Source organism: Microbacterium sp. Y355, from assembly GCF_059445345.1.
The window spans coordinates 1799662-1817393 of the sequence record NZ_JCAIUD010000001.1 but is presented as its reverse complement, the minus strand read 5'-3'; the positions used below and the strand labels follow the sequence as shown (position 1 = coordinate 1817393).

At 65.2% G+C, this 17732-nt stretch carries 18 protein-coding genes; 10 read left to right on the top strand and 8 right to left on the bottom strand.

Features of this window, described 5'->3' with window-relative positions:
• The first annotated feature begins 54 nt into the window (after positions 1–54).
• The 4 genes from AC1C2O_RS08755 to AC1C2O_RS08740 are packed head-to-tail and all read left to right on the top strand — an operon-like array spanning position 55 to position 4737.
• Positions 55–981, top strand: a complete 927-nt coding sequence (locus AC1C2O_RS08755) for a carbohydrate ABC transporter permease (RefSeq protein ID WP_495430044.1) — start codon at positions 55–57, stop codon at positions 979–981.
• Positions 978–1895 carry a carbohydrate ABC transporter permease gene (locus AC1C2O_RS08750; protein ID WP_495430043.1) on the top strand — a complete coding sequence of 306 codons (918 nt, stop codon included), beginning with the start codon at positions 978–980 and terminating at the stop codon, positions 1893–1895. The genes AC1C2O_RS08755 and AC1C2O_RS08750 overlap by 4 nt, the downstream gene beginning before the upstream one ends.
• Complete coding sequence (locus tag AC1C2O_RS08745) at positions 1895–3538, top strand: beta-N-acetylhexosaminidase (protein ID WP_495430042.1); 1644 nt, start codon at positions 1895–1897, stop codon at positions 3536–3538. Before AC1C2O_RS08750 ends, AC1C2O_RS08745 begins: the two co-directional genes overlap by 1 nt.
• Before the next feature lie 20 nt (positions 3539–3558).
• Positions 3559–4737 carry an ROK family protein gene (locus AC1C2O_RS08740; protein WP_495430041.1) on the top strand — a complete coding sequence of 393 codons (1179 nt, stop codon included), beginning with the start codon at positions 3559–3561 and terminating at the stop codon, positions 4735–4737.
• A 25-nt stretch (positions 4738–4762) separates the two neighbouring features.
• Here AC1C2O_RS08740 and AC1C2O_RS08735 read toward each other — a convergent pair whose 3' ends face one another.
• From AC1C2O_RS08735 to AC1C2O_RS08725, 3 genes are all read right to left on the bottom strand, one after another.
• Positions 4763–5791, bottom strand: a complete 1029-nt coding sequence (locus tag AC1C2O_RS08735) for an FUSC family protein (RefSeq protein ID WP_495430040.1) — start codon at positions 5789–5791, stop codon at positions 4763–4765.
• A 72-nt stretch (positions 5792–5863) separates the two neighbouring features.
• On the bottom strand, positions 5864–6151 hold the full coding sequence (locus AC1C2O_RS08730; RefSeq protein ID WP_495430039.1) for a hypothetical protein: 288 nt from the start codon (positions 6149–6151) through the stop codon (positions 5864–5866).
• 112 nt (positions 6152–6263) lie between these two features.
• The gene (locus AC1C2O_RS08725; RefSeq protein WP_495430038.1) at positions 6264–7004 is read right to left on the bottom strand and encodes an SDR family oxidoreductase; all 741 of its coding nucleotides are present in this window, start codon (positions 7002–7004) and stop codon (positions 6264–6266) included.
• A 107-nt stretch (positions 7005–7111) separates the two neighbouring features.
• On the opposite strand from AC1C2O_RS08725, the gene AC1C2O_RS08720 reads away from it, so the two are divergent.
• Both AC1C2O_RS08720 and AC1C2O_RS08715 read left to right on the top strand, forming a co-directional pair.
• Complete coding sequence (locus tag AC1C2O_RS08720) at positions 7112–8452, top strand: M20/M25/M40 family metallo-hydrolase (RefSeq protein WP_495430037.1); 1341 nt, start codon at positions 7112–7114, stop codon at positions 8450–8452.
• A gap of 8 nt (positions 8453–8460) precedes the next feature.
• Positions 8461–9924, top strand: a complete 1464-nt coding sequence (locus AC1C2O_RS08715) for an MFS transporter (RefSeq protein ID WP_495430036.1) — start codon at positions 8461–8463, stop codon at positions 9922–9924.
• Between the two features lie 34 nt (positions 9925–9958).
• Here AC1C2O_RS08715 and AC1C2O_RS08710 read toward each other — a convergent pair whose 3' ends face one another.
• Together AC1C2O_RS08710 and AC1C2O_RS08705 are read right to left on the bottom strand one after the other, a co-directional pair.
• Positions 9959–10453 carry a methylated-DNA--[protein]-cysteine S-methyltransferase gene (locus AC1C2O_RS08710; protein WP_495430035.1) on the bottom strand — a complete coding sequence of 165 codons (495 nt, stop codon included), beginning with the start codon at positions 10451–10453 and terminating at the stop codon, positions 9959–9961.
• Positions 10454–10485: 32 nt separating this feature from the next.
• Positions 10486–11250: a siderophore-interacting protein gene (locus AC1C2O_RS08705; RefSeq protein WP_495430034.1), complete on the bottom strand. Its 765-nt coding sequence runs from the start codon at positions 11248–11250 to the stop codon at positions 10486–10488.
• A gap of 86 nt (positions 11251–11336) precedes the next feature.
• Here AC1C2O_RS08705 and AC1C2O_RS08700 point away from each other — a divergent pair, with 86 nt between their 5' ends.
• From AC1C2O_RS08700 to AC1C2O_RS08685, 4 genes are read left to right on the top strand one after another with little or no spacing between them, the layout of a single operon-like run.
• Positions 11337–12356: a siderophore ABC transporter substrate-binding protein gene (locus tag AC1C2O_RS08700; RefSeq protein WP_495430033.1), complete on the top strand. Its 1020-nt coding sequence runs from the start codon at positions 11337–11339 to the stop codon at positions 12354–12356.
• 28 nt (positions 12357–12384) lie between these two features.
• Positions 12385–13404, top strand: a complete 1020-nt coding sequence (locus AC1C2O_RS08695; RefSeq protein WP_495430032.1) for an ABC transporter permease — start codon at positions 12385–12387, stop codon at positions 13402–13404.
• A complete protein-coding gene (locus tag AC1C2O_RS08690) occupies positions 13394–14401 on the top strand; it encodes an iron chelate uptake ABC transporter family permease subunit (protein ID WP_495430031.1) in 1008 nt (335 codons plus the stop codon). The genes AC1C2O_RS08695 and AC1C2O_RS08690 overlap by 11 nt, the downstream gene beginning before the upstream one ends.
• Positions 14398–15156, top strand: coding sequence for an iron ABC transporter ATP-binding protein (locus AC1C2O_RS08685; RefSeq protein WP_495430030.1), 759 nt, complete (start codon positions 14398–14400; stop codon positions 15154–15156). Before AC1C2O_RS08690 ends, AC1C2O_RS08685 begins: the two co-directional genes overlap by 4 nt.
• A 16-nt stretch (positions 15157–15172) precedes the next feature.
• On the opposite strand, the gene AC1C2O_RS08680 is transcribed toward AC1C2O_RS08685, so the two are convergent.
• From AC1C2O_RS08680 to AC1C2O_RS08670, 3 genes are all read right to left on the bottom strand, one after another.
• Complete coding sequence (locus tag AC1C2O_RS08680) at positions 15173–15382, bottom strand: hypothetical protein (protein ID WP_495430029.1); 210 nt, start codon at positions 15380–15382, stop codon at positions 15173–15175.
• A 125-nt stretch (positions 15383–15507) separates the two neighbouring features.
• The gene (locus tag AC1C2O_RS08675; RefSeq protein ID WP_495430028.1) at positions 15508–16455 is read right to left on the bottom strand and encodes a DNA-3-methyladenine glycosylase family protein; all 948 of its coding nucleotides are present in this window, start codon (positions 16453–16455) and stop codon (positions 15508–15510) included.
• Between the two features lie 262 nt (positions 16456–16717).
• Positions 16718–17434 carry a winged helix family transcriptional regulator gene (locus AC1C2O_RS08670; protein ID WP_495430027.1) on the bottom strand — a complete coding sequence of 239 codons (717 nt, stop codon included), beginning with the start codon at positions 17432–17434 and terminating at the stop codon, positions 16718–16720.
• Positions 17435–17732: the final 298 nt, after the last annotated feature.

The window sequence follows — 17732 nt, the reverse complement described above, 5'->3', positions numbered from 1 at the left end:
GGCGGGTACCGCACAGGTGCCCGCCCTTTCCTTCCCGCCGACCTGGAGAATGAAGTGACCAAGAACCCCCGCTCGGCGCGCGCTTTCGCCGACCGCCGACTCCCAGCGTTCCTGCTGCTGACGCCGGCGGGCCTCCTCCTCACTGCCGTGACATTCATCCCGCTCGGGGTGATGGTGTGGATGGCCTTCACCGACTACGACAAGCGCTCGCTGTTCACCGGTGCCTACGAGATGGTCGGCCTTCAGAACTTCGCCGATATCCTCGTCGACGGCGCCTTCTGGGGATCGTTCTTCCGCACGCTCTGGTTCACCGCCTCGCTTGTCATCGGCAGCCTCGTCATCGGCGTCGCCATCGCGCACCTGCTGACCCGGCTCGGATCGAAGATGCGCACGGTCGTCACGATCGTGCTCGTCTTCGCGTGGGCCATGCCGAACGTCGCGGCATCCCTCGTCTGGAACTGGATGTTCCAGCCCGGCTACGGCGTGATCAACTGGATCCTTACCCAGCTGCGTGTGTTCGGCGACATGACCGCCACCGACTGGGGCTCCAACACCGCACTCGCATTCACCTCCATCTGGATGCTCGTGGTCTGGGGCGCGGTGCCGTTCATCGCCCTCACCGTCTACGCGGCTGAAACCCAGGTCGGTGCCGAGTACGTCGAGGCCGCGCGTCTGGACGGAGCATCCGAACGGAGCATCTACTTCAACGTGACGCTGCCGTTCCTCAAGCCCACAATCCTGCTCATCACGATCCTCTCCGTCATCTGGGACTTCAACGTCTTCAACCAGATCTGGCTCGTCTCCAAGGGCGGCCCGGACGGTTCGACCTCGACGCTCGGTGTCTTCACCTACATCACGGCATTCGTCGGCCTCGATCTCGGTACCGGTGCGGCCCTCGCGCTCATCACCGCCCTGCTGCTTGCCGCGCTGACCAGCGTCTATATCCGCCATCTCATCCGCTCGGGGGAGGACAACCTATGAGCATCATGACTCCCACCACCACGACTTCCGTCACCACGCCTCCCACCGCCACGACCAAGGCTCTCGCCAAGAAGCGCCGCGGCCGCAAGCTCGGCACTCCATCGCCGACCGCCAACATCGTTGCGCTTGTCTTCTGCGTGCTCTGGGCCTTCCCGATCTACTGGATGGTCAAGACAGCGTTCACCCCACGTCGTGACGCACTGCAGTCGACGCCGCAGTTCATTCCGATGAACCCGACGCTCGATAACTTCTACACCGCGATCTTCCAGGCCGGATTCTTCGACAACCTCAGGAGCTCTCTGATCGTCGTCACCGGTGCCGTGATATTCGCGATCCTCACCGGTCTGTTCGCGGCTGCCGCGCTCTCGCGCTTCCGCTTCAGCGGGCGTCGTTCGATCCTCGTGATCATCTTGCTGATCCAGATGATCCCCGGCGGTGCGACCCTCATCCCGCAGTACCTCGTCTTCAATGAGACGGGCCTGCTTGGTACCTATTTCGGTCTGATCCTCGCTTACGTTTCGGCGACCCTGCCGTTCTCGATCTGGATGATGCGCAGCTTCTTCCTGGCGTTGCCCGCAGAGCTCGAAGAAGCCGCGCAGCTCGACGGAGCCAGCACGTGGCAGGTGCTCACCCGCATCCTGTTCCCGCTCGTGCTGCCAGGCGTACTCGCGACCAGCGTGTTCACGTTCATGAACGCGTGGAACGACTACCTCATCGCCTACACGTTCATGAAGGACCAGACGATGTACACGCTTCCCGTCTGGCTCGCCTCGTTCAGCTCGCCGATCACCGGCACTGACGTCAGCGGTCAGATGGCGGCATCCGTTCTCTTCTCTCTACCCGTGGTGGTGTTCTTCGTGTTCTTGCAGCGCAAGCTCGTGACCGGAATGACGGCAGGGGCGGTGAAGGGCTGATGCTCGCGCACACTCTCATCCCTCGTCCTCGCCTGTTCGAGACGGCAATCGGTGAATTCGTCATTGCAGAATCCGTTGCGGTCGTGCAGATTCCGGGTGCCACGGACGCTGTCGCTGTCCTCACCGAACGACTGTGGGCCGGTGCTCGCATCCGCGTGGACAACTCAAAGAGCGATGGTGCCGGCATCCACTTCGTGGAGGATGCTGCGCTGGCGTCTGAAGCGTATTCGATCGAGGTGACGACGCTCATCATCACGATCACCGCGGCGGATGCCACCGGCTTCCGCTACGCGGTCGCGACCCTGTTGCAGCTCATGGGAGAAGGAATCTGGCGGGCGGCATCTGCTCTGCCTCGTACCATCGAGATCCCGGCCTGCCGCATCGAAGATGAGCCAGCATTCGAATGGCGCGGAGTCATGATTGACGTGGCGCGGCACTTCATGCCAGTGCGCGAGGTGCTGCGCATCGTCGATCTGCTCGCGATGCACAAGTTCAACCGTCTGCATTTCCACCTCACTGATGATCAGGGTTGGCGGGTCGAGATCCGCGCCTTCCCTCGTCTGACCGAAGTGGCCTCCTGGCGTGACCGCACGCAGGTAGGCGCCGACGACGCGACCGCTCCTGAAGTCACGCGTCCGCACGGTGGCTTCTACACGCAGGATGACATTCGCGAGATCGTCGCGTATGCCGCAGGCCGTGGGGTCGAGGTTGTTCCCGAAATCGATCTGCCTGGACACTCACAGGCCGCCATCTCGGCGTATCCCGAACTGGGCGTTCCTGGCCCGGGCGGTGCGCTGCAGGGGGTCGAGGTCTACCCACGCTGGGGCGTCAGCCCGTACCCGCTCAATGCCGAGAACACCACCGTCGACTTCTTCCGTACAGTTCTCGACGAGGTGCTCGAACTGTTCCCCTCCATCGACATCGGTCTCGGTGGCGACGAGGTGCCTGCGGGGCCTTGGGAAGCCGACCCGCGCTCGCAGCAGTTGGCGCGTGAACGTGGCCTGACTGGTCCGCGGGAGTTGCAGTTCTGGTTCCTCGAGCAGTTGCGCACGCACATCCAGCAGAAGGGGCGGCGGATGCTGGCCTGGGATGAGGTGCTCGAGCACGAGGTCACCTCCGATGTCACGGTGCTCGGATGGCGAGGGGATGCCGGGATCGGTGAGGCCCTGCGCCGCGGCATTCCGGTCATCGCCTGCCCCGACAATCAGCTGTACTTCGACTACCGCCAATCCGAGGATCCCCGCGAGCCGATTCCCGTCGGTGTGGTCGTCGGGCTCCGGGCGGTCTACGACTTCGTGCCGGTACCGGCATGGGCAACACCCGAACAGGCGTCGTTCCTGCGCGGTGCGCAGGCGAACCTGTGGGCTGAGCACATGGAAGATGCGCGAGTGCGCGATTACATGCTGTGGCCCCGCGCGTGTGCACTGGCCGAGGTGCTGTGGAGCGGCCCCGGAGGCGACTTCGACGAATTCGCCGCGCGCCTCGACACGCACTTGCGGCGTCTCGATGAGCGTGGCGTGGAATACCGGCGCACCTCTGGGCCGCTACCGTGGCAGGAGCGTCCCGGAGTGAGCGGACGCATCCAGAACCAAACGGACCGGCAGCAGGAGATCGACGCGCTGACGTCCGCGATCGTACGGTGAACGTGCGAGAGAAGGATGACATGGCACGACAGGGCGAGCCGCCTCGCCGGGCAACCGGCATTCTGGCGCTGACCCCGACGGAGTTGCGCGCGCTGCGACGTGAGCCGCAGTCTCCCGGCGGGCCCGCGATCCACGTCACCAGGCAGCACAACCTGTCGGTCATCCGCCGTCTGCTCTACGCGAACGGACCGCAGACCAGGCCCGAGCTTGCTCGTCTCAGCGGCCTGTCGCTGCCGACCGTCGGCGGACTTGTCTCAACGCTGGTGGATGCCGGCACGGTGCAAGATCTGGGTGTGATCGCGCGGGCCAAGGTGGGCAAGCCCGCATCGCGCGTGGCGATCGATGCCGCCGGTAACGTCTCGATCGTGCTCGATCTCACACACGACGACATGTTCATCGGTGCGCTGGTCGACTTGGACGGCACTGTGGTCGACCGAGTGCAGGTCAACATCGGCGATGCCAGCGGTGACGCCGCGCTGGAGCACGCTGCGGATCTCGCGGCTCTGCTGATCGACCGAGCGACGGCGCAGGTCGTCGGAATCGGGGTGGCGTCGCCTGGGCTCGTGGACGATCGCGGTCAGGTGCATGTCGCCGATCGGCTGCGCTGGCGCGATGTGCCGCTCGCCGACGTGTTGCAGGAACGCACCGGCATCCCCACCGTCGTCGGCAACGACGTCAATCTGCTGGCGCTCGGGCTCAGCCGCTTCCGCAACCGCTCAGGACGCGACGCGATCGTCGTCGCGCTCGACAACGGTGTGGGTGCTGCGGTGCTCGAGGGTGGCGAGCCCGTGCTCGGCGAGCAGTTCGCGGCGGGGGAGATCGCGCATCTCACCGTCGCCGCCGACAGCGAGATGTGCCCGTGTGGACGACGCGGATGCCTCGACATGATCGTTGGCGCTCAGCACCTGGCCCGACGGCTCGAGGCAGAGGGCGAGGGAATCCTCGAACCGTCCGGGCGCATTCTGGGCGAGGTGCTCGCTCCCATCGTGATCATGCTGAATATCAATGTGATCGTGGTGGTGGGGCCGGCATCGCTCGTCGAAGGCCCGTTCGCGGATGGTGTTGTCAGCGGCATCCACTCACGGCTACGCCCCGCGATCATCGAGGGCTTGGATATCGAAGTCGGCGCAAACGATCCCGATCTGGTTCTGCTCGGTGCCGCGGCCACGGTGATGGAGTCTCAGCTCGGCATGCGCTGAGCGCTCTTTACTCCGGAACGCCAGGTCACCGGGTGACGTCGGTGGATGCGCTCGCTGGCCGCGGCTTCGCGTGGAGGACACCGGACATGGCGCCGAGCGCCGCACCGACCACCGTGTCGATGATGCGCTCGAAGGCGATGTCCATCGATCCGATCTGACCGGTGGCGGCGCCCGTTAGCAGTAGTACGAGCGGAGTGATGATCATGAGCGCGAGGGCGTAGTGGCGAACCACCACGAGTTCGACCGAGAACTGCATGATCCCGAGCAGGAGCGCGATCCAGAGACCCGAAGGATGCAGCAGCGCCAGCAATGCATAGACGCCGACGCCGAGCACCGTGCCCAGCATTCGGTGCAGGCCGCGCTGGAACGCAGCCTTGCGCGCGGCGGCTGAACCGATCACGGCGATGGCGGCTCCGACGATCCAATAGCTGCGACCAGGATCGACGAAGGAAGCGATCAATACCCCGAGCACTGACACGATAGCCACGCGCAGAAGCAGCACCTTCGCATCGGCATCGAGCGCCGGGCCGGGTAGCAACTCGCTCAGAGGGCGCGCACGTCTGGCTCGTACTCGGGGGATGAGCAGCGGAGACACGGCAACCAGATAGGCGAACAGGCAACCGCCAGCAACGGCGGCGGTGTAGTCGAGTGGCGTGATCTGAGCATGGGCGACGACCTGGGCCGACAGCCCGAACATCAGCACGAAGAACAGCGGGCCGGGTGGGCCAAGTCGGAATCCGAACGCGAGTCCCGCGCTGACGAGCGCCACGACCACGACGCCAACGCTGACCAGCCAAGGCTCCGCCGCAGCAAGGGCGCCGGACATGGCACTCAGGGTGAGCCCGATGCCGACGAACGGCAGCACTCTGGCGCGCTCGACCACGGGGGACGCACCGGCGAAAAGTACGGTGAACGCACCGGATGCCGCGATATACCCGAGCGTGGGCATCCCCAGCAGCGTCAGCACGACGATCGGCATGGTGAGTCCGATCGCAGCCTGCAGTCCCAGCTGCCAACGAGGACCATGGGACGGGGCGAAGGCGAAAAGACTCACACGTCTATTGTCCTCCCGTCTCCCGCGCGCTTCCGCCGGTCAGCCGCTTCCGGGCTCAGCTGCGGAGAAGGTTCACTCGCGGTCGAGTCCGAAGGTGCGCTTCACAAGCGCCTGCACATCACGGTCGAGTCCGTCCATTCGGCCGTTCATCGCGTCGAGACGAGTGTTCACCGCGTCGAAGCGTGCGCTCATCTCTGCGCGCAGGCCGCCGATCTCGGCACCGAGTTCACCTCGCAGGCCGCCGATCTCGGTGCGAACCACGCGAATGAAAAGCGTGGAGACGACAGTGAGCATGCCGAACATCAGGGCGATGAAGGCCCCGATCATCGTCCATATCTGTGCATCGTTCAATGCGTCCACCCCTTCATTGTCATCGACAAGGTCCACCTTGCCAAGTGGGTCGCCCACAACGCGGAATCGGTGGATAAGTCCGCCGGGCGGACAATTGCGCAGTACGAGTCAGCGGTCGTGCTCAGCGCGCCGTGAGCCAATCCGCGAATGTCTGACGGCCCAGCGCGGCTCCTGGTCCTGGCAGGGCGTAGCCCGCACGCATCCCCTTCATCTGCGCCGTGGGCAGGTTGATCGAGGGGATCCACCCGCGGTGTCCCTCGGCGCGCGCATAGGCCTTGATCATCGCGTCGAGGGCCTCTTCTTGGGGGCCAGCGACGTCGCGGGTGCGTCCCTGAGGAGCCCCTGCGGCGAGGGCGGCAAGGCGCGCGCCCACCTCGCGGGCTGCGATCGGCTGTACACGGGCGCGCGGGGCGAGATGGAGTGGCCCCGCCTTAGCGCGGGCGAACAACTGCGCGGCGAACTCATGGAACTGCGTTGCACGCAGGATTGTCCAGGGCACGGGCGACTCCTCGTACACCTTCTCCTGGGCGATCTTGCCAGCGTAGTAGTCGTGCGGCATCCGATCGATGCCGACGATCGACACCAGCACGAGATGACCGACTCCGGCATCAGCAGCCGCGCGCACCAGATTTCCGGATGCGGTCGTGAAGAACTCGATCGCAACATCCGCTTTCAACGTCGTCACATTCGCGGTGTCGATGACGGCGTCGACACCGACGAGTGCAGAGCTCAGGCCCGTGCCGGTGATGAGATCCACTCCGTGCGAGCGGCTCAGCACCACCGCCTCGTTTCCTGCGGCCTGCACGGCGTCTACGGTGTGCCGACCAACGACGCCCGTACCTCCTGCCACTGCGATCTTCATGCGATGTCCTCCTTCGGTTCGATGATATTCCTGGGCGGTTCTCGGCGCGCGCGGGTTCGGGGCATGAGTACGCAGCGCTCGCTCCTGCGGGCGGCTATTCTGGCTCGATGACTGCAGTGACAGCGCGGCCGGGCATCGCTGACCGGCTCTCTCGGATGATCCAGCTGCCGACGGTGTCCGCTGAGCTCGAAGAGCGCGGAAACGGGCCGTTCGAGGACTTCGTCGCGCTGATCGCAGAGCTGTACCCGCTCGTCCGTGAGCGGCTGACACTCGAGCGTCACACCGATTTCGGGCTGCTGTTCCAATGGAAGGGTCGGACTGTGGCACCCGACGGCCCGCTCGTGCTGATGGCGCACTACGACGTTGTCCCGGTCGATGAGAGTGATTCCTGGACGCATCCGCCGTTCTCTGGCACCATCGCCGATGGCCGCGTCTACGGACGTGGCGCACTCGACGACAAGGGGCCGCTCATCGTAGTGCTCGAAGCCGTGGAGAATCTGCTCGCTGCCGGCTTCGTTCCCACGCGCGACGTATACCTCTCGTTCGGCGGGAACGAGGAGACCTTCGGCGCCGCAGCCGTGGAGATCGCCCGTGTCCTGAAGGACCGAGGAATCGTGCCGTGGCTCGTGCTCGATGAGGGCGGTGCCGTGGTGGATGCGCCGCTGTCGTTCATACAGGGCCGTGCCGCGATGATCGGTGTCGGCGAGAAGGGTGTTCTCACTCTGAAACTCAGCACTCGTGGCGACGGTGGTCACGCCTCGGCGCCGCCGACGCTCACGGCAGTTCGTCGCATCGCCCGTGCGGTGAGCCGACTCGATCCAAGAACGTTCCGTCCTCGCACGCCGAAGGCGATCTCGCGGATGGTGTCGCAGTTCTCCGAACAGGCATCCGGACCATCGCGCCTGCTGCTGAAGGTGCTGGCAGGCGTGCCCTTCCTGACAGCGCGTGTGTTCGCGGCGCTCGGCGGGGAACCAGCTGCGATGGTGCGCACAACGGTCGCCGCGACCATGCAGTCCGGAGGAACAGCGGCCAACGTCATCCCATCGCAGGCATCCGCGACCATCAATCTGCGTATCGCGCTAGGCGAGACGGTCGACGACGCCGTCGTCCGCGTGCGCAAGCGCATCAACGACCCGCTCGTCTCGATCGATGTGCTCGAGGGCAGTGAGCCTTCGGCGGAATCGCCCACCGACAATGCCCAGTTCGCGTTGCTGGGCGAGGCGCTGGAACAGGCTTTTCCCGGCGTCCGGCCGGTGCCCTACGTGATGATGGCCGCAACCGACTCGCGCCACTTCCACCGGTATTCGCCGGCCGTCTACCGCTTCGCGCCGCTGGAGATGTCGAATGCCCAACGGGCATCGATCCATGGCGTGGATGAGAGTGTCGAGATCGCCACTCTGGAGCGTGGCGAAATCTTCCACCGAGCGCTGCTCGAACTGCTGAATTGAGGACGAAGATGTCTCGTACTGCCACACTGGGCGCCCTTGCGTCCGTCGTCGGATTCCTCGCGTTCGTCGAGTTCACCAGCGGCGTGCTGCAGGGCTATTACACGCCGATGCTCTCCGACATCGCTCGCCACCTGCAGATCCACGATGCAGATGTCAACTGGTTCGAGGGCACGCAGCTCATGCTGTCGGCCCTCGTGGTGCCCGCGTTCGCAAAGCTCGGCGACATGGTCGGCCACAAGCGGATGCTGTTGATCTCGACCGCCCTCACGGCCGCTGCCGCGTTGGCGCTGCCGTTTACCGACTCGTTCTGGGTGTTCCTCGTTGCGTGGACGCTCATGGGCTTCTACGTCGTCTGGTTACCGTTGGAGATCGCGCTGATCTGGTCGCGGTCGCGGCGGATGGAGGGGCGCTCGATCATCACCGCTCGCGCTGCCGGACTGCTCGTCGCGGCGCTCGAGATTGGGGCCATTGCGGGCGCGCTCGTCGGTGGTGCACTGATAGATGTGCTGCCGCTCACGATCGTGCTGCTGATTCCGGCGCTGCTCGTTGTGGTGTGTTTCTTCGTCATCCTGTTCGGTGTGAAGGAGTCGCCCGACTCCACCGGGGGCGTGCTCGACACCGTCGGACTCGTGCTCATCTCGATCGCTCTCATCTGCTTCACCGGCGGCCTCAGCCTGCTGCGTCTGGAGGGCGGCCTCGTCAATCCGTGGTCGTGGGCCGTCGTGGTCCTCGGAATCCTGCTCATCGTGCCGTTCGCGTTGTGGGAGCTGCGTCATGACGATCCGCTGATCGACGTGCGCATGTTCCGCTCGCCCGCGCTCGGCCCGGTATTCCTCACCGCCGGCCTGTTCGGTGTGAGTGTGCTCGGCGCTCAAGCTCCGCTGTCGACCTTCGCGCGCACTGACCCGGATGTCTACGGCTACGGTCTCGGAACCACCGGGTTCGCAACCTCGCTGATCATCGGCATCTACCTCGTAGGCATGATCACCGGTGCACTGCTCTACTCGCGGATCGCCCGCCTGATCACGCCCCGGCTCACGCTCATCGGGGCGGCGCTGCTGGTCGGCATCGGGTTCCTGCTGTTTCTGCCGTTCCACGACGCCTACGCGCAGGTGATCACGAACATGGTGATCGTCGGTATTGGTTCCGGGGCGCTCGTCGCCGCTCTCCCGGCGGCCGCGGCTTCCGCTGCTCCCGAAACGCAGACCGGCGTCGCGACTGGTCTCACCAACTCGGTGAAGACGCTCGGTGGGGCGATCGCCTCGTGCGTGTTCGGCATCGCGCTGATGCACGGGGTCGCCACGACAGCCGGGGCGACCGAAGGAACGGCCGGATCGCTTCAGGGCTACATGACGGTGTGGGTCGTCTGCGGTGTGACAGCACTCGTGGCGGCCGCGCTGCTGGTGTTCGTGCCGAAGCAAGCGTTCACTGACCGTGCGGCGGACGAGGCGGAGGTAGTGCCCGCTCCGTGAGCAGGACCTGCGAGCGCGTTTCTCGATCGCACGCTCAGAACAGCGCGGTCGGAAGGGCGCCTTCGAATTCCAGTAGCCAGCGCTTTGTCACGAGCCCTTGGCCGCTGTCACCCCCGGAATAGCCGCCCAAGCCGTCGCTGGCGACCACACGATGGCAGGGAACAATGATGGGGATAGGGTTCGCACCCATGACGGCGCCGACGCCGCGGGCAGGGATGCTCGTGCCGCTCCTGGCCGCGAGCTCGCCATAGGTAATTGACTGCCCGTGCTCGACGGTCTCTGCCAACGCGGTCAGGACTGCGCGCGTGGTGTCGGACTGCTGGCCGAGATCGAAGGGAATGTCGAACGTCGTCAGCCGGCCGTCGAAGTAGGCGCGCAGCTGCCGCAGGGCTTCGGCGAGGAGCGGATCGTGTGGGTGATCGGTCGACGGCAGGGGAGTCGTTCTCCACGCCAGGCGCGTGATCGCCTGGCCATCGCTCACGACAGTAAGCAGGCCCACCGGGGACGCGAGAGTGTCAGACGATGACATGCATCCGACCCTAACGGCAGCCAGAGACACTGTCAGTGCGGGGTGTGGTACTCGGCTTCGCCGCGCTTCCAGTACCCCTTCACGATTGCCCGCGATGAGTCGATATCCCAGCGCTTCAGCAGCGCACGACCGGGCTTGACGATGGCCTGCTCAGCGGCGATGAAGACGAACGGGTCGTTGCCCACGGCATCCGCTTCGGTGAGCCCCTCCAAAAGGATGATCAGCGCGGAACCCGCCGGGGCATCGCCGCGGTGCAGCCATTCGACGTCGACCGGTGCCTCGATGTCGAGCTCTTCTTCGGCGTCGTGCACTTCGATGACGATGCGTGCTGGCTGTTCGCCGATCAGTGCTGCGAAGCGACGGATCGCAGGGATCGCCGTCTCATCGCCCACCAGGAGCCACGAACCGGGGGTTCCGGTGATCACCGCAGATCCCCGCGGTCCTCCGACGCCGATCTTCGAGCCGATCGGAGCGCTCGCCGCCCATACTGCCGCCACACCCTCGTCGCCGTGCACGGCGAACTCGACCTCGAGCCAGTTGTCACCCCACACCAATGGTGTGTATTCGCGGCTGGGTGCGGCTCGCATCTCCTCGACGGAGTCGGGCATCTCCTCAGGGAAGAACAGCCGCATGTGGTCATCGCTACCGAGAGAATCGAAGCCGAAAAGATCATCGCCCTCGAGGCGTACACGCACAAAATTCGGAGCGAGCTGCTCGCGCGCCGTGAGCGCGACGGTGCGGAACTGGAGATCGAGTGGATGACGCTCCAGCGAGAAGGCGGATTTCGGATCGGTCATGAAGTTAGGCTAGCCTACATAACGACGAGCTGAGGTAAGCCTTACCTTTCTCCGCACCTTCCCCGCACACTCCAGAGGAGTCCTCTATGTCTTCGCGACGTCCACTCGCCGCAGCATCCTTCGTTCTCGTCTCCGCGCTGGCCCTCGCTGGCTGCGCATCAGCGACGGCAGAGGCCGAACCCGACACCACTGCGGCGGAACAGGAGACCCTGACCTTCGCCTGGGACCGCAACGTCGCCGGTGAAGATGAAGACCCAGAGTACGAGGAGACGACCGTCGAGGTTCCCCGCAACCCCGAGAAGATCGTGGCATTTGAGATGGCCAGCGTCGATACCATCGGCGCGTTGGGCGGCGAGGTCGCAGGCGCTCCGCTCGACTCGGTGCCGGAGTACCTGCAGGACAACCTTGCGGATGACGCATTCAACGCAGGCACGCTGTTCGAGGCCGACCTGATCGAGATCGAGGCGCAGCAGCCCGACCTCATCATCATCGGCGGACGCTCCTCCGGTCTCTACGAAGCGCTGAGCGAAATCGCGCCGACCATCGACCTCGGGATCGCCGGCACGTACCTGGAGACCCTAGAGCGCAACACCACGTTCTTCGGTGAATTGCTGAGTGCGGAAGCCGAGGCAGAGCAGGCGCTCAGCGATCTGAACGACGGCATCGACGAGGCCAAGGCCGCGGCCAAGGAAGCAGGCAACGGACTGGCCATGATGGTCTCCGGTGGCGAGCTCAAGGCGATGTCCCCGACTCCGCCCGAGGGCGGCAGCGCAGCGGTGCGCGGTGGTCTGATCTACGACGTGTTCGGTGTGGAGCCCGCGATCGAAGACATCGCCGCAGCGACGCACGGCGACCCGATCTCCTTCGAGTTCCTTCTCGAGCACAACCCCGACACGCTGTGGGTCGTCGACCGTGACTCTGCGACCGGTGAGGTCGAAGCAGGAAACGCTGCGGCGGAGGTGCTCGACAACGACATCGTGAAGCAGACCAGCGCGTTCCAGGACGACAACATCGTCTACCTCAACCCGACCGCGTGGTACATCGTGTACGGCGGCGTCGAGACGACGCAGCTGCTGATCGACGACGTGCTGCAGATCGCAGAGTGATCGCACTCCTGCACGTTCTCTTCTCGTTGTGACCGTCACCGCCCCCGCGGCGCAGAGCACCCCCACCCAGGCTCGACCTAGTCGTACCTGGGTGGGGGTGCTCATCGGCGTCTGCCTTGTCGTCCTTGCCGTCGTCAGTCTCTTCGTCGGAGTCTCTGACGTCTCGCCGATGTCGCTTCTCGACGGCGGGTCGGACAGCACCCCGGCGTTCCTCCTGTTCGCCAGCCGCATCCCGCGAACCGTCGCCGTGCTGCTCGTCGGGGCGTCTCTCGGAATCGCCGGGCTCATCATGCAGATGCTCGTGCGAAACAAATTCGTCGAGCCAGGCACCACCGGCGTCACTGAGTTCGCGACCTTCGGCATGCTTCTGGTGATGGTCTTCGCGCCGGGCATGGCGCTGCTCGGAAAGATGGGTGTCGCCGCCGTCTTCGGCCTCATCGGCACCTGGGTCTTCCTGCAGGTCGTCAAGGCGGTGCCGGTCAGGCAGCTCGTGCTGGTGCCGCTGGTGGGCATCATGCTTGGCGGCGTCGTCGCGGCCGTCACCAGCTTCTTCGCGTACCGGTTGGACCTGCTGCAGTCGCTCAGCACCTGGGCGCAGGGCAGCTTCGCCTCGATCATGCAGGGGAGGTACGAGTTCCTCTGGATAGCCGGAGCGATGGTCATCGTCGCCTGGTTCGCCGCCGACCGATTCAGCGTCATCGGCCTCGGCGAGGAGTTCGCCACCAACCTGGGTCTGGACTACCGCAAGGTCGTGGCGATCGGGATGGTCGTCATCGCCATCATTACCGCTGCAGTGCTCGTCACCGCCGGTGTCATTCCGTTCCTCGGACTCGTCGTTCCGAACGTTGTCAGCATCATCATCGGCGACAATGTGCGCCGTGCCATCCCATGGGTCGCAGGGCTCGGTGCGGTATTCGTGCTCGCGTGTGATCTGGTCGCACGCGTGGTTCGCTTCCCCTACGAGATGCCGCTGTCGGTCATCGTCGGCGTGATCGGCGCTGTCCTCTTCCTCTGGCTGCTGCTGCGAAGGAGGAGCCGTGCACACTGACACTCTCACTCGCGCAGCACCTTCGCGCTCGCGCATCCGCAACGCGTGGGCGAAGCCGCAGGTTCGGATCGGCACTCTCGTCGTCGTCGTTCTCGCGCTCGCTGCGGTGTACCTCTTCACCGACATCCCCGGTTCTCTGTTGTTCGCACTGAAGGTGCGCAGTCTCACGGTCGGCGCGATGCTCGTCATCGCCACCGCTGTCGGCGTCTCCACGGTGGTTTTTCACACCATCACCCAGAACCGCATCCTCACTCCATCGATCATGGGGTTCGACGCGTTCTACGTGCTCATCTCCACGATCATCGTGTTCTTCTTCGGCTCGGCATCCTTCCTCGGCGCAGACAAGCTCACGCTGTGGATCGTGCAGGTGATCGTGATGGTCGCCTTCAGCGTCTTCCTGTTCACCTGGCTGTTCGGCGGCAAACGACGTTCCATCCATCTGATGCTGCTGGTCGGCATCGTGCTGGGGACGTTCTTTCGTGGATTCACCGAATGGATGCAGCGGATGCTGGACCCGCTCGACTTTCAGATCCTCTCCGACGCGATGTTTGCCTCGATCACCAGACCCGATCCGACGCTGCTCATTTTCACCGCGATTCTCGTCGTGCTAGGCATCGTCGCCGTCATCCCCATGCTGCGCACCCTGGACGTGCTGACGCTGGGGGAACCGGCCGCCGTCGGGCTCGGCGTGAACCACAAGAAGACGGTGATGGCGCTGTTCATGGTCGTCTCGATCATGATCGCGGCATCCACAGCCCTGGCGGGGCCGATTCTTTTCTTCGGGCTCATCGTGGCGAACCTGGCATATACCTTTGCCGGAACCTTCCGGCACGTGTGGACCCTTCCCGCGGCTGCACTCATCGGCGTCGCCTGTCTGCTGCTCGCCCAGATCGTGCTCGAGCAGATCTTCGGGTTCGGCGGCAGCCTTTCGATGGTCATCGAGTTCGCCGGTGGTCTGTTCTTCCTCTATCTCGTTCTGCGAAAGGGGGCGCGATGATCGCGCTCGGAGGCGCCACAAAGCGCTATCACTCCCAGACTGTCCTCGACGACGTCACCATCGAACTCGGTGACGACGGCGTGACGGCGCTGATAGGACCTAACGGTGCGGGCAAGTCGACGTTGTTCGGGCTTATCGGCCGTCTCATCAAGCCGGATGCCGGCACGATCGAGGTGGATGGGATGGACGTGTCCGTTGCGCCCTCACACGAGCTGGCCAAGACGCTCGCGGTGCTGAGACAGGACAACCACATCGCCGCGCGCCTCACGGTGCACGACCTCGTCGAGTTCGGTCGCTTCCCGCACTCGCGAGGGCGGCTCACTGTGGAGGACCGCACACATATCGACCAGGCGATCGACTACCTCGATCTCAACCAGTTCAGGGAGCGCTTCCTCGACGAACTGTCTGGTGGACAGCGGCAGCGTGCGTTCATCGCGATGGTGCTCGCTCAGGACACCAAGTACGTGTTGCTCGATGAGCCGCTGAACAACCTCGACCTGAAGCACATGACCGAGATCATGAAGCTCATCCGGCGAATGGCCGACGAACTCGGCAAGCGTGTCATCGTGGTGCTGCACGACATCAATTTTGCGGCGACCTACGCTGATCGCATCGTCGCGATGCGCGACGGGCAGGTGATCGCGGATGCTCCGGCGGCCGAGATCATGCGCCCCGAGGTGCTCGAAGAGGTCTACGGCACACCAGTGGATGTGCGAGAGATCGATGGGCAGCGCGTCGCGCTCTACTACAGCTGAGAATGTCGGTGCTGAGCTAGAGCTCGATGCCGTGCGTCTCGTCGTTGACGCCCGCGTTGCCGCCCTTGCGTGATTCGGCGGAGATCAGCCAGACCAGCGACACGATCAAAGCCAGCAGCAGGCCGAGCCACACGTTCTGAAGAATCAGTCCGATCACCACGCCGAGCACGATCAGGGCGATGGTTCCGCCGAGCCACGTCAAACGCTGCTTCTTCGTCGCTGCCATGTGGCCAGCCTAGTGGTCGGGGTCGTCGGGGCCCCGGGGTAGCGTCCACGCCCCGGTCTAGGTGCGTCCCTAACGGCGGGCGTCGGCGGTGAGCAGGGGCGTCGGCGAGCAGAGCGCCGTCCGGCTCAGCGCGTGCGATGGTCCTCCGGAGCGAGGCGCGGGCCGCGGCGAGCCTCGCGTGGGCCGCCGGCCAGGATAAGACGGATGACGCGCTGGCGGTGGCCCGCCCATGGGGCGAGGAGTTCCAGCATCCCATCGTCGTCGACGCGGGCGCCGGTCAGTGCGAAGCCGACCTCATGAGCGAGGTGGTAGTCGCCGACGCTCACAGCATCCGGGTCGCCTAGCGCACGTATGCGGGTCTCGGCTGCAGTCCAGGCCCCGATGCCGGGCAGGCTCGTGAGGATGCGCTCGCGGTCGTCACCGGTCTCGGCTGCGATCACAGCATCGGCGATGCGCTGCCCGCGCTCCGCCGCGCGAACGATCGCACGGGACTGCGGCGGCTCGACACCAGCGCGGTGCCACGCCCAGGACGGGATGCGTTGCCAACCGTCGATCGTGGGTGGTGCGAACATCGGTCGAGGGGTCGGGCCAGGTGCACGTTCACCGAAGCGGGCAATGAGGGTGCGCCAGGCGCCGAAGGCTTGAAGGGATGTGACCTTCTGCTCGATCACGGCGCTCGCAAGTGCATCGAAGACCAGGTTGGTGCGGGTGAGTCTGCTGCCGACTGTTCGACGGGCGATGTCGGCGAGAATCGGATGCCCCGCTACATCGAATCCGCTCGCATCGTCGTCAGCGCCGCAGAGCGCGGGCAACTGTTCGAGCACCCAGTCTGCTCCGGGTCCCCACGCCGTGGCGTGGATGCCCTCGCCGCTTTGCCGCAGTGCCAGGGTGGCGATGCCCTCAGGTGTGCGGCTGGCGCGCCACAACGTTGAGCCATCGACGACCGTCGTCGGATCCTTCGGCCCGCGCATGAGCACGCCGACCGTGCGGAAGAGGTTCAGCGGGTGTGCCGGGTGGTATGTCGCGGTGAGCGGGGCCGGCATATTCGGCGCGGCATCCGCTGTCATTGACATGCGAACACCCTACGCCGAGTGTCCGACACGGTAATGTCTCGGCACCCTCCGGGTTCGGGAGGTGACGCACTTTGTCGGGTAACTGCGGCAGTAGCGACCATGTGCGACCCCCGATGGGAGCCTCGGGGTCTGCTTGCGTCGGGAGGTGGCGCACATTGTCGCGTGGCTGCGGTATTGGCGACCATGTGCGACCCCTGCGGGGAGACGTCTGCGGGGAGACGTCTGCGGGGTGACCTCGCGCGGTGCCGAACCGCGGTTGTGCTCAGAAGCGGTCAGGCGAAGGCGTGCCGTGGCCGTAGCGGATGACGACGTCAGCGTGACGGTCGAAGCGGTAGCCGACGCCGCGCACGGTGCGCACGATGTCTTCGTAGCGGCCGAGCTTGGCGCGCAGCCGACGCACGTGCACATCGATCGTGCGCTCGCCGGGGGTCTCGTCATCCGGCGACTGCCACAGTGCACCGACGAGCTCAGTGCGCTCGATCGTGCGGCCCTCGCGGAGTACGAGGTATTGCAGCAGCTCGAATTCCTTGTAGGTGAACGCGGCGGATTCGCCGTCGATCAGCACGCGCTTGCGGGAGATGTCGACGGTGACGCCGTAGTTCTCGTCCTGCTCCTCTTCCTCTGCTGCCTTGGTGCGAGCGATCGCACCCGGCTCCTGCAGGGCGAGGCGGACGACGTCAAGGTCGCGGCCACCCGAACCGTGAGGTGCGAGAGCGACGGTGGCGTGCGTCTCGGCACCGGGGGCGAGTTCGGCGAGCGTGCGGCGGAGCGCGTCGACGAGAACCGGCAGGCTGACGCCGGCTTCGGCGGCCTTGAGCTCGTCGAGTCCGACGTAGAGGGCGAAGCCACGCGGCGAGCGGGTGGCGGGAAGATCAGCGGTGACAGCGGGAGCGACAGCAGGCTGCTCGGCGAGTGGCGGAACAGCGCGGAGGTGCGGGGCGCGGGTGGCTGGACGCTCGAGGAGTGCGGATTTCGACATGATGATGGGTCCTTGCGAAGGGGTGAGCCGATACGGCTCTAATGTGTTGCGTGAATGACCGAGAGGGCCGGGATCGAGCACGGGGGTGGGTGCTCGGGGCTCAGGCGTCGCAGATCGCGAATTCACCGAGCGTGGCGGGGTGGCTGTGGTCAACTACACATTCGGCAACACATGCCAATGCAGCCGGGCATCATCATCCCGGCAGTCCTGTTCGCCTCCTGGGCGGACAAAGGGCGCGCATTGGTGGTCATGGGGGGATTATTACTGACGAAGTCGTACCGTGTCAAAACGAGTCCCC

Excerpts from the sequence above, each read along its gene's own strand:
- AC1C2O_RS08680 (WP_495430029.1), bottom strand. The coding sequence starts at position 15,382 with ATGGCAGCGACGAAGAAGCAGCGTTTGACGTGGCTCGGCGGAACCATC.
- AC1C2O_RS08705 (WP_495430034.1), bottom strand. The coding sequence starts at position 11,250 with ATGACCGATCCGAAATCCGCCTTCTCGCTGGAGCGTCATCCACTCGAT.
- AC1C2O_RS08715 (WP_495430036.1), top strand. The coding sequence starts at position 8,461 with ATGTCTCGTACTGCCACACTGGGCGCCCTTGCGTCCGTCGTCGGATTC.
- AC1C2O_RS08745 (WP_495430042.1), top strand. The coding sequence starts at position 1,895 with ATGCTCGCGCACACTCTCATCCCTCGTCCTCGCCTGTTCGAGACGGCA.
- AC1C2O_RS08720 (WP_495430037.1), top strand. The coding sequence starts at position 7,112 with ATGACTGCAGTGACAGCGCGGCCGGGCATCGCTGACCGGCTCTCTCGG.
- AC1C2O_RS08725 (WP_495430038.1), bottom strand. The coding sequence starts at position 7,004 with ATGAAGATCGCAGTGGCAGGAGGTACGGGCGTCGTTGGTCGGCACACC.
- AC1C2O_RS08670 (WP_495430027.1), bottom strand. The coding sequence starts at position 17,434 with ATGTCGAAATCCGCACTCCTCGAGCGTCCAGCCACCCGCGCCCCGCAC.
- AC1C2O_RS08710 (WP_495430035.1), bottom strand. The coding sequence starts at position 10,453 with ATGTCATCGTCTGACACTCTCGCGTCCCCGGTGGGCCTGCTTACTGTC.
- AC1C2O_RS08675 (WP_495430028.1), bottom strand. The coding sequence starts at position 16,455 with ATGTCAATGACAGCGGATGCCGCGCCGAATATGCCGGCCCCGCTCACC.
- AC1C2O_RS08700 (WP_495430033.1), top strand. The coding sequence starts at position 11,337 with ATGTCTTCGCGACGTCCACTCGCCGCAGCATCCTTCGTTCTCGTCTCC.
- AC1C2O_RS08740 (WP_495430041.1), top strand. The coding sequence starts at position 3,559 with ATGGCACGACAGGGCGAGCCGCCTCGCCGGGCAACCGGCATTCTGGCG.
- AC1C2O_RS08685 (WP_495430030.1), top strand. The coding sequence starts at position 14,398 with ATGATCGCGCTCGGAGGCGCCACAAAGCGCTATCACTCCCAGACTGTC.
- AC1C2O_RS08750 (WP_495430043.1), top strand. The coding sequence starts at position 978 with ATGAGCATCATGACTCCCACCACCACGACTTCCGTCACCACGCCTCCC.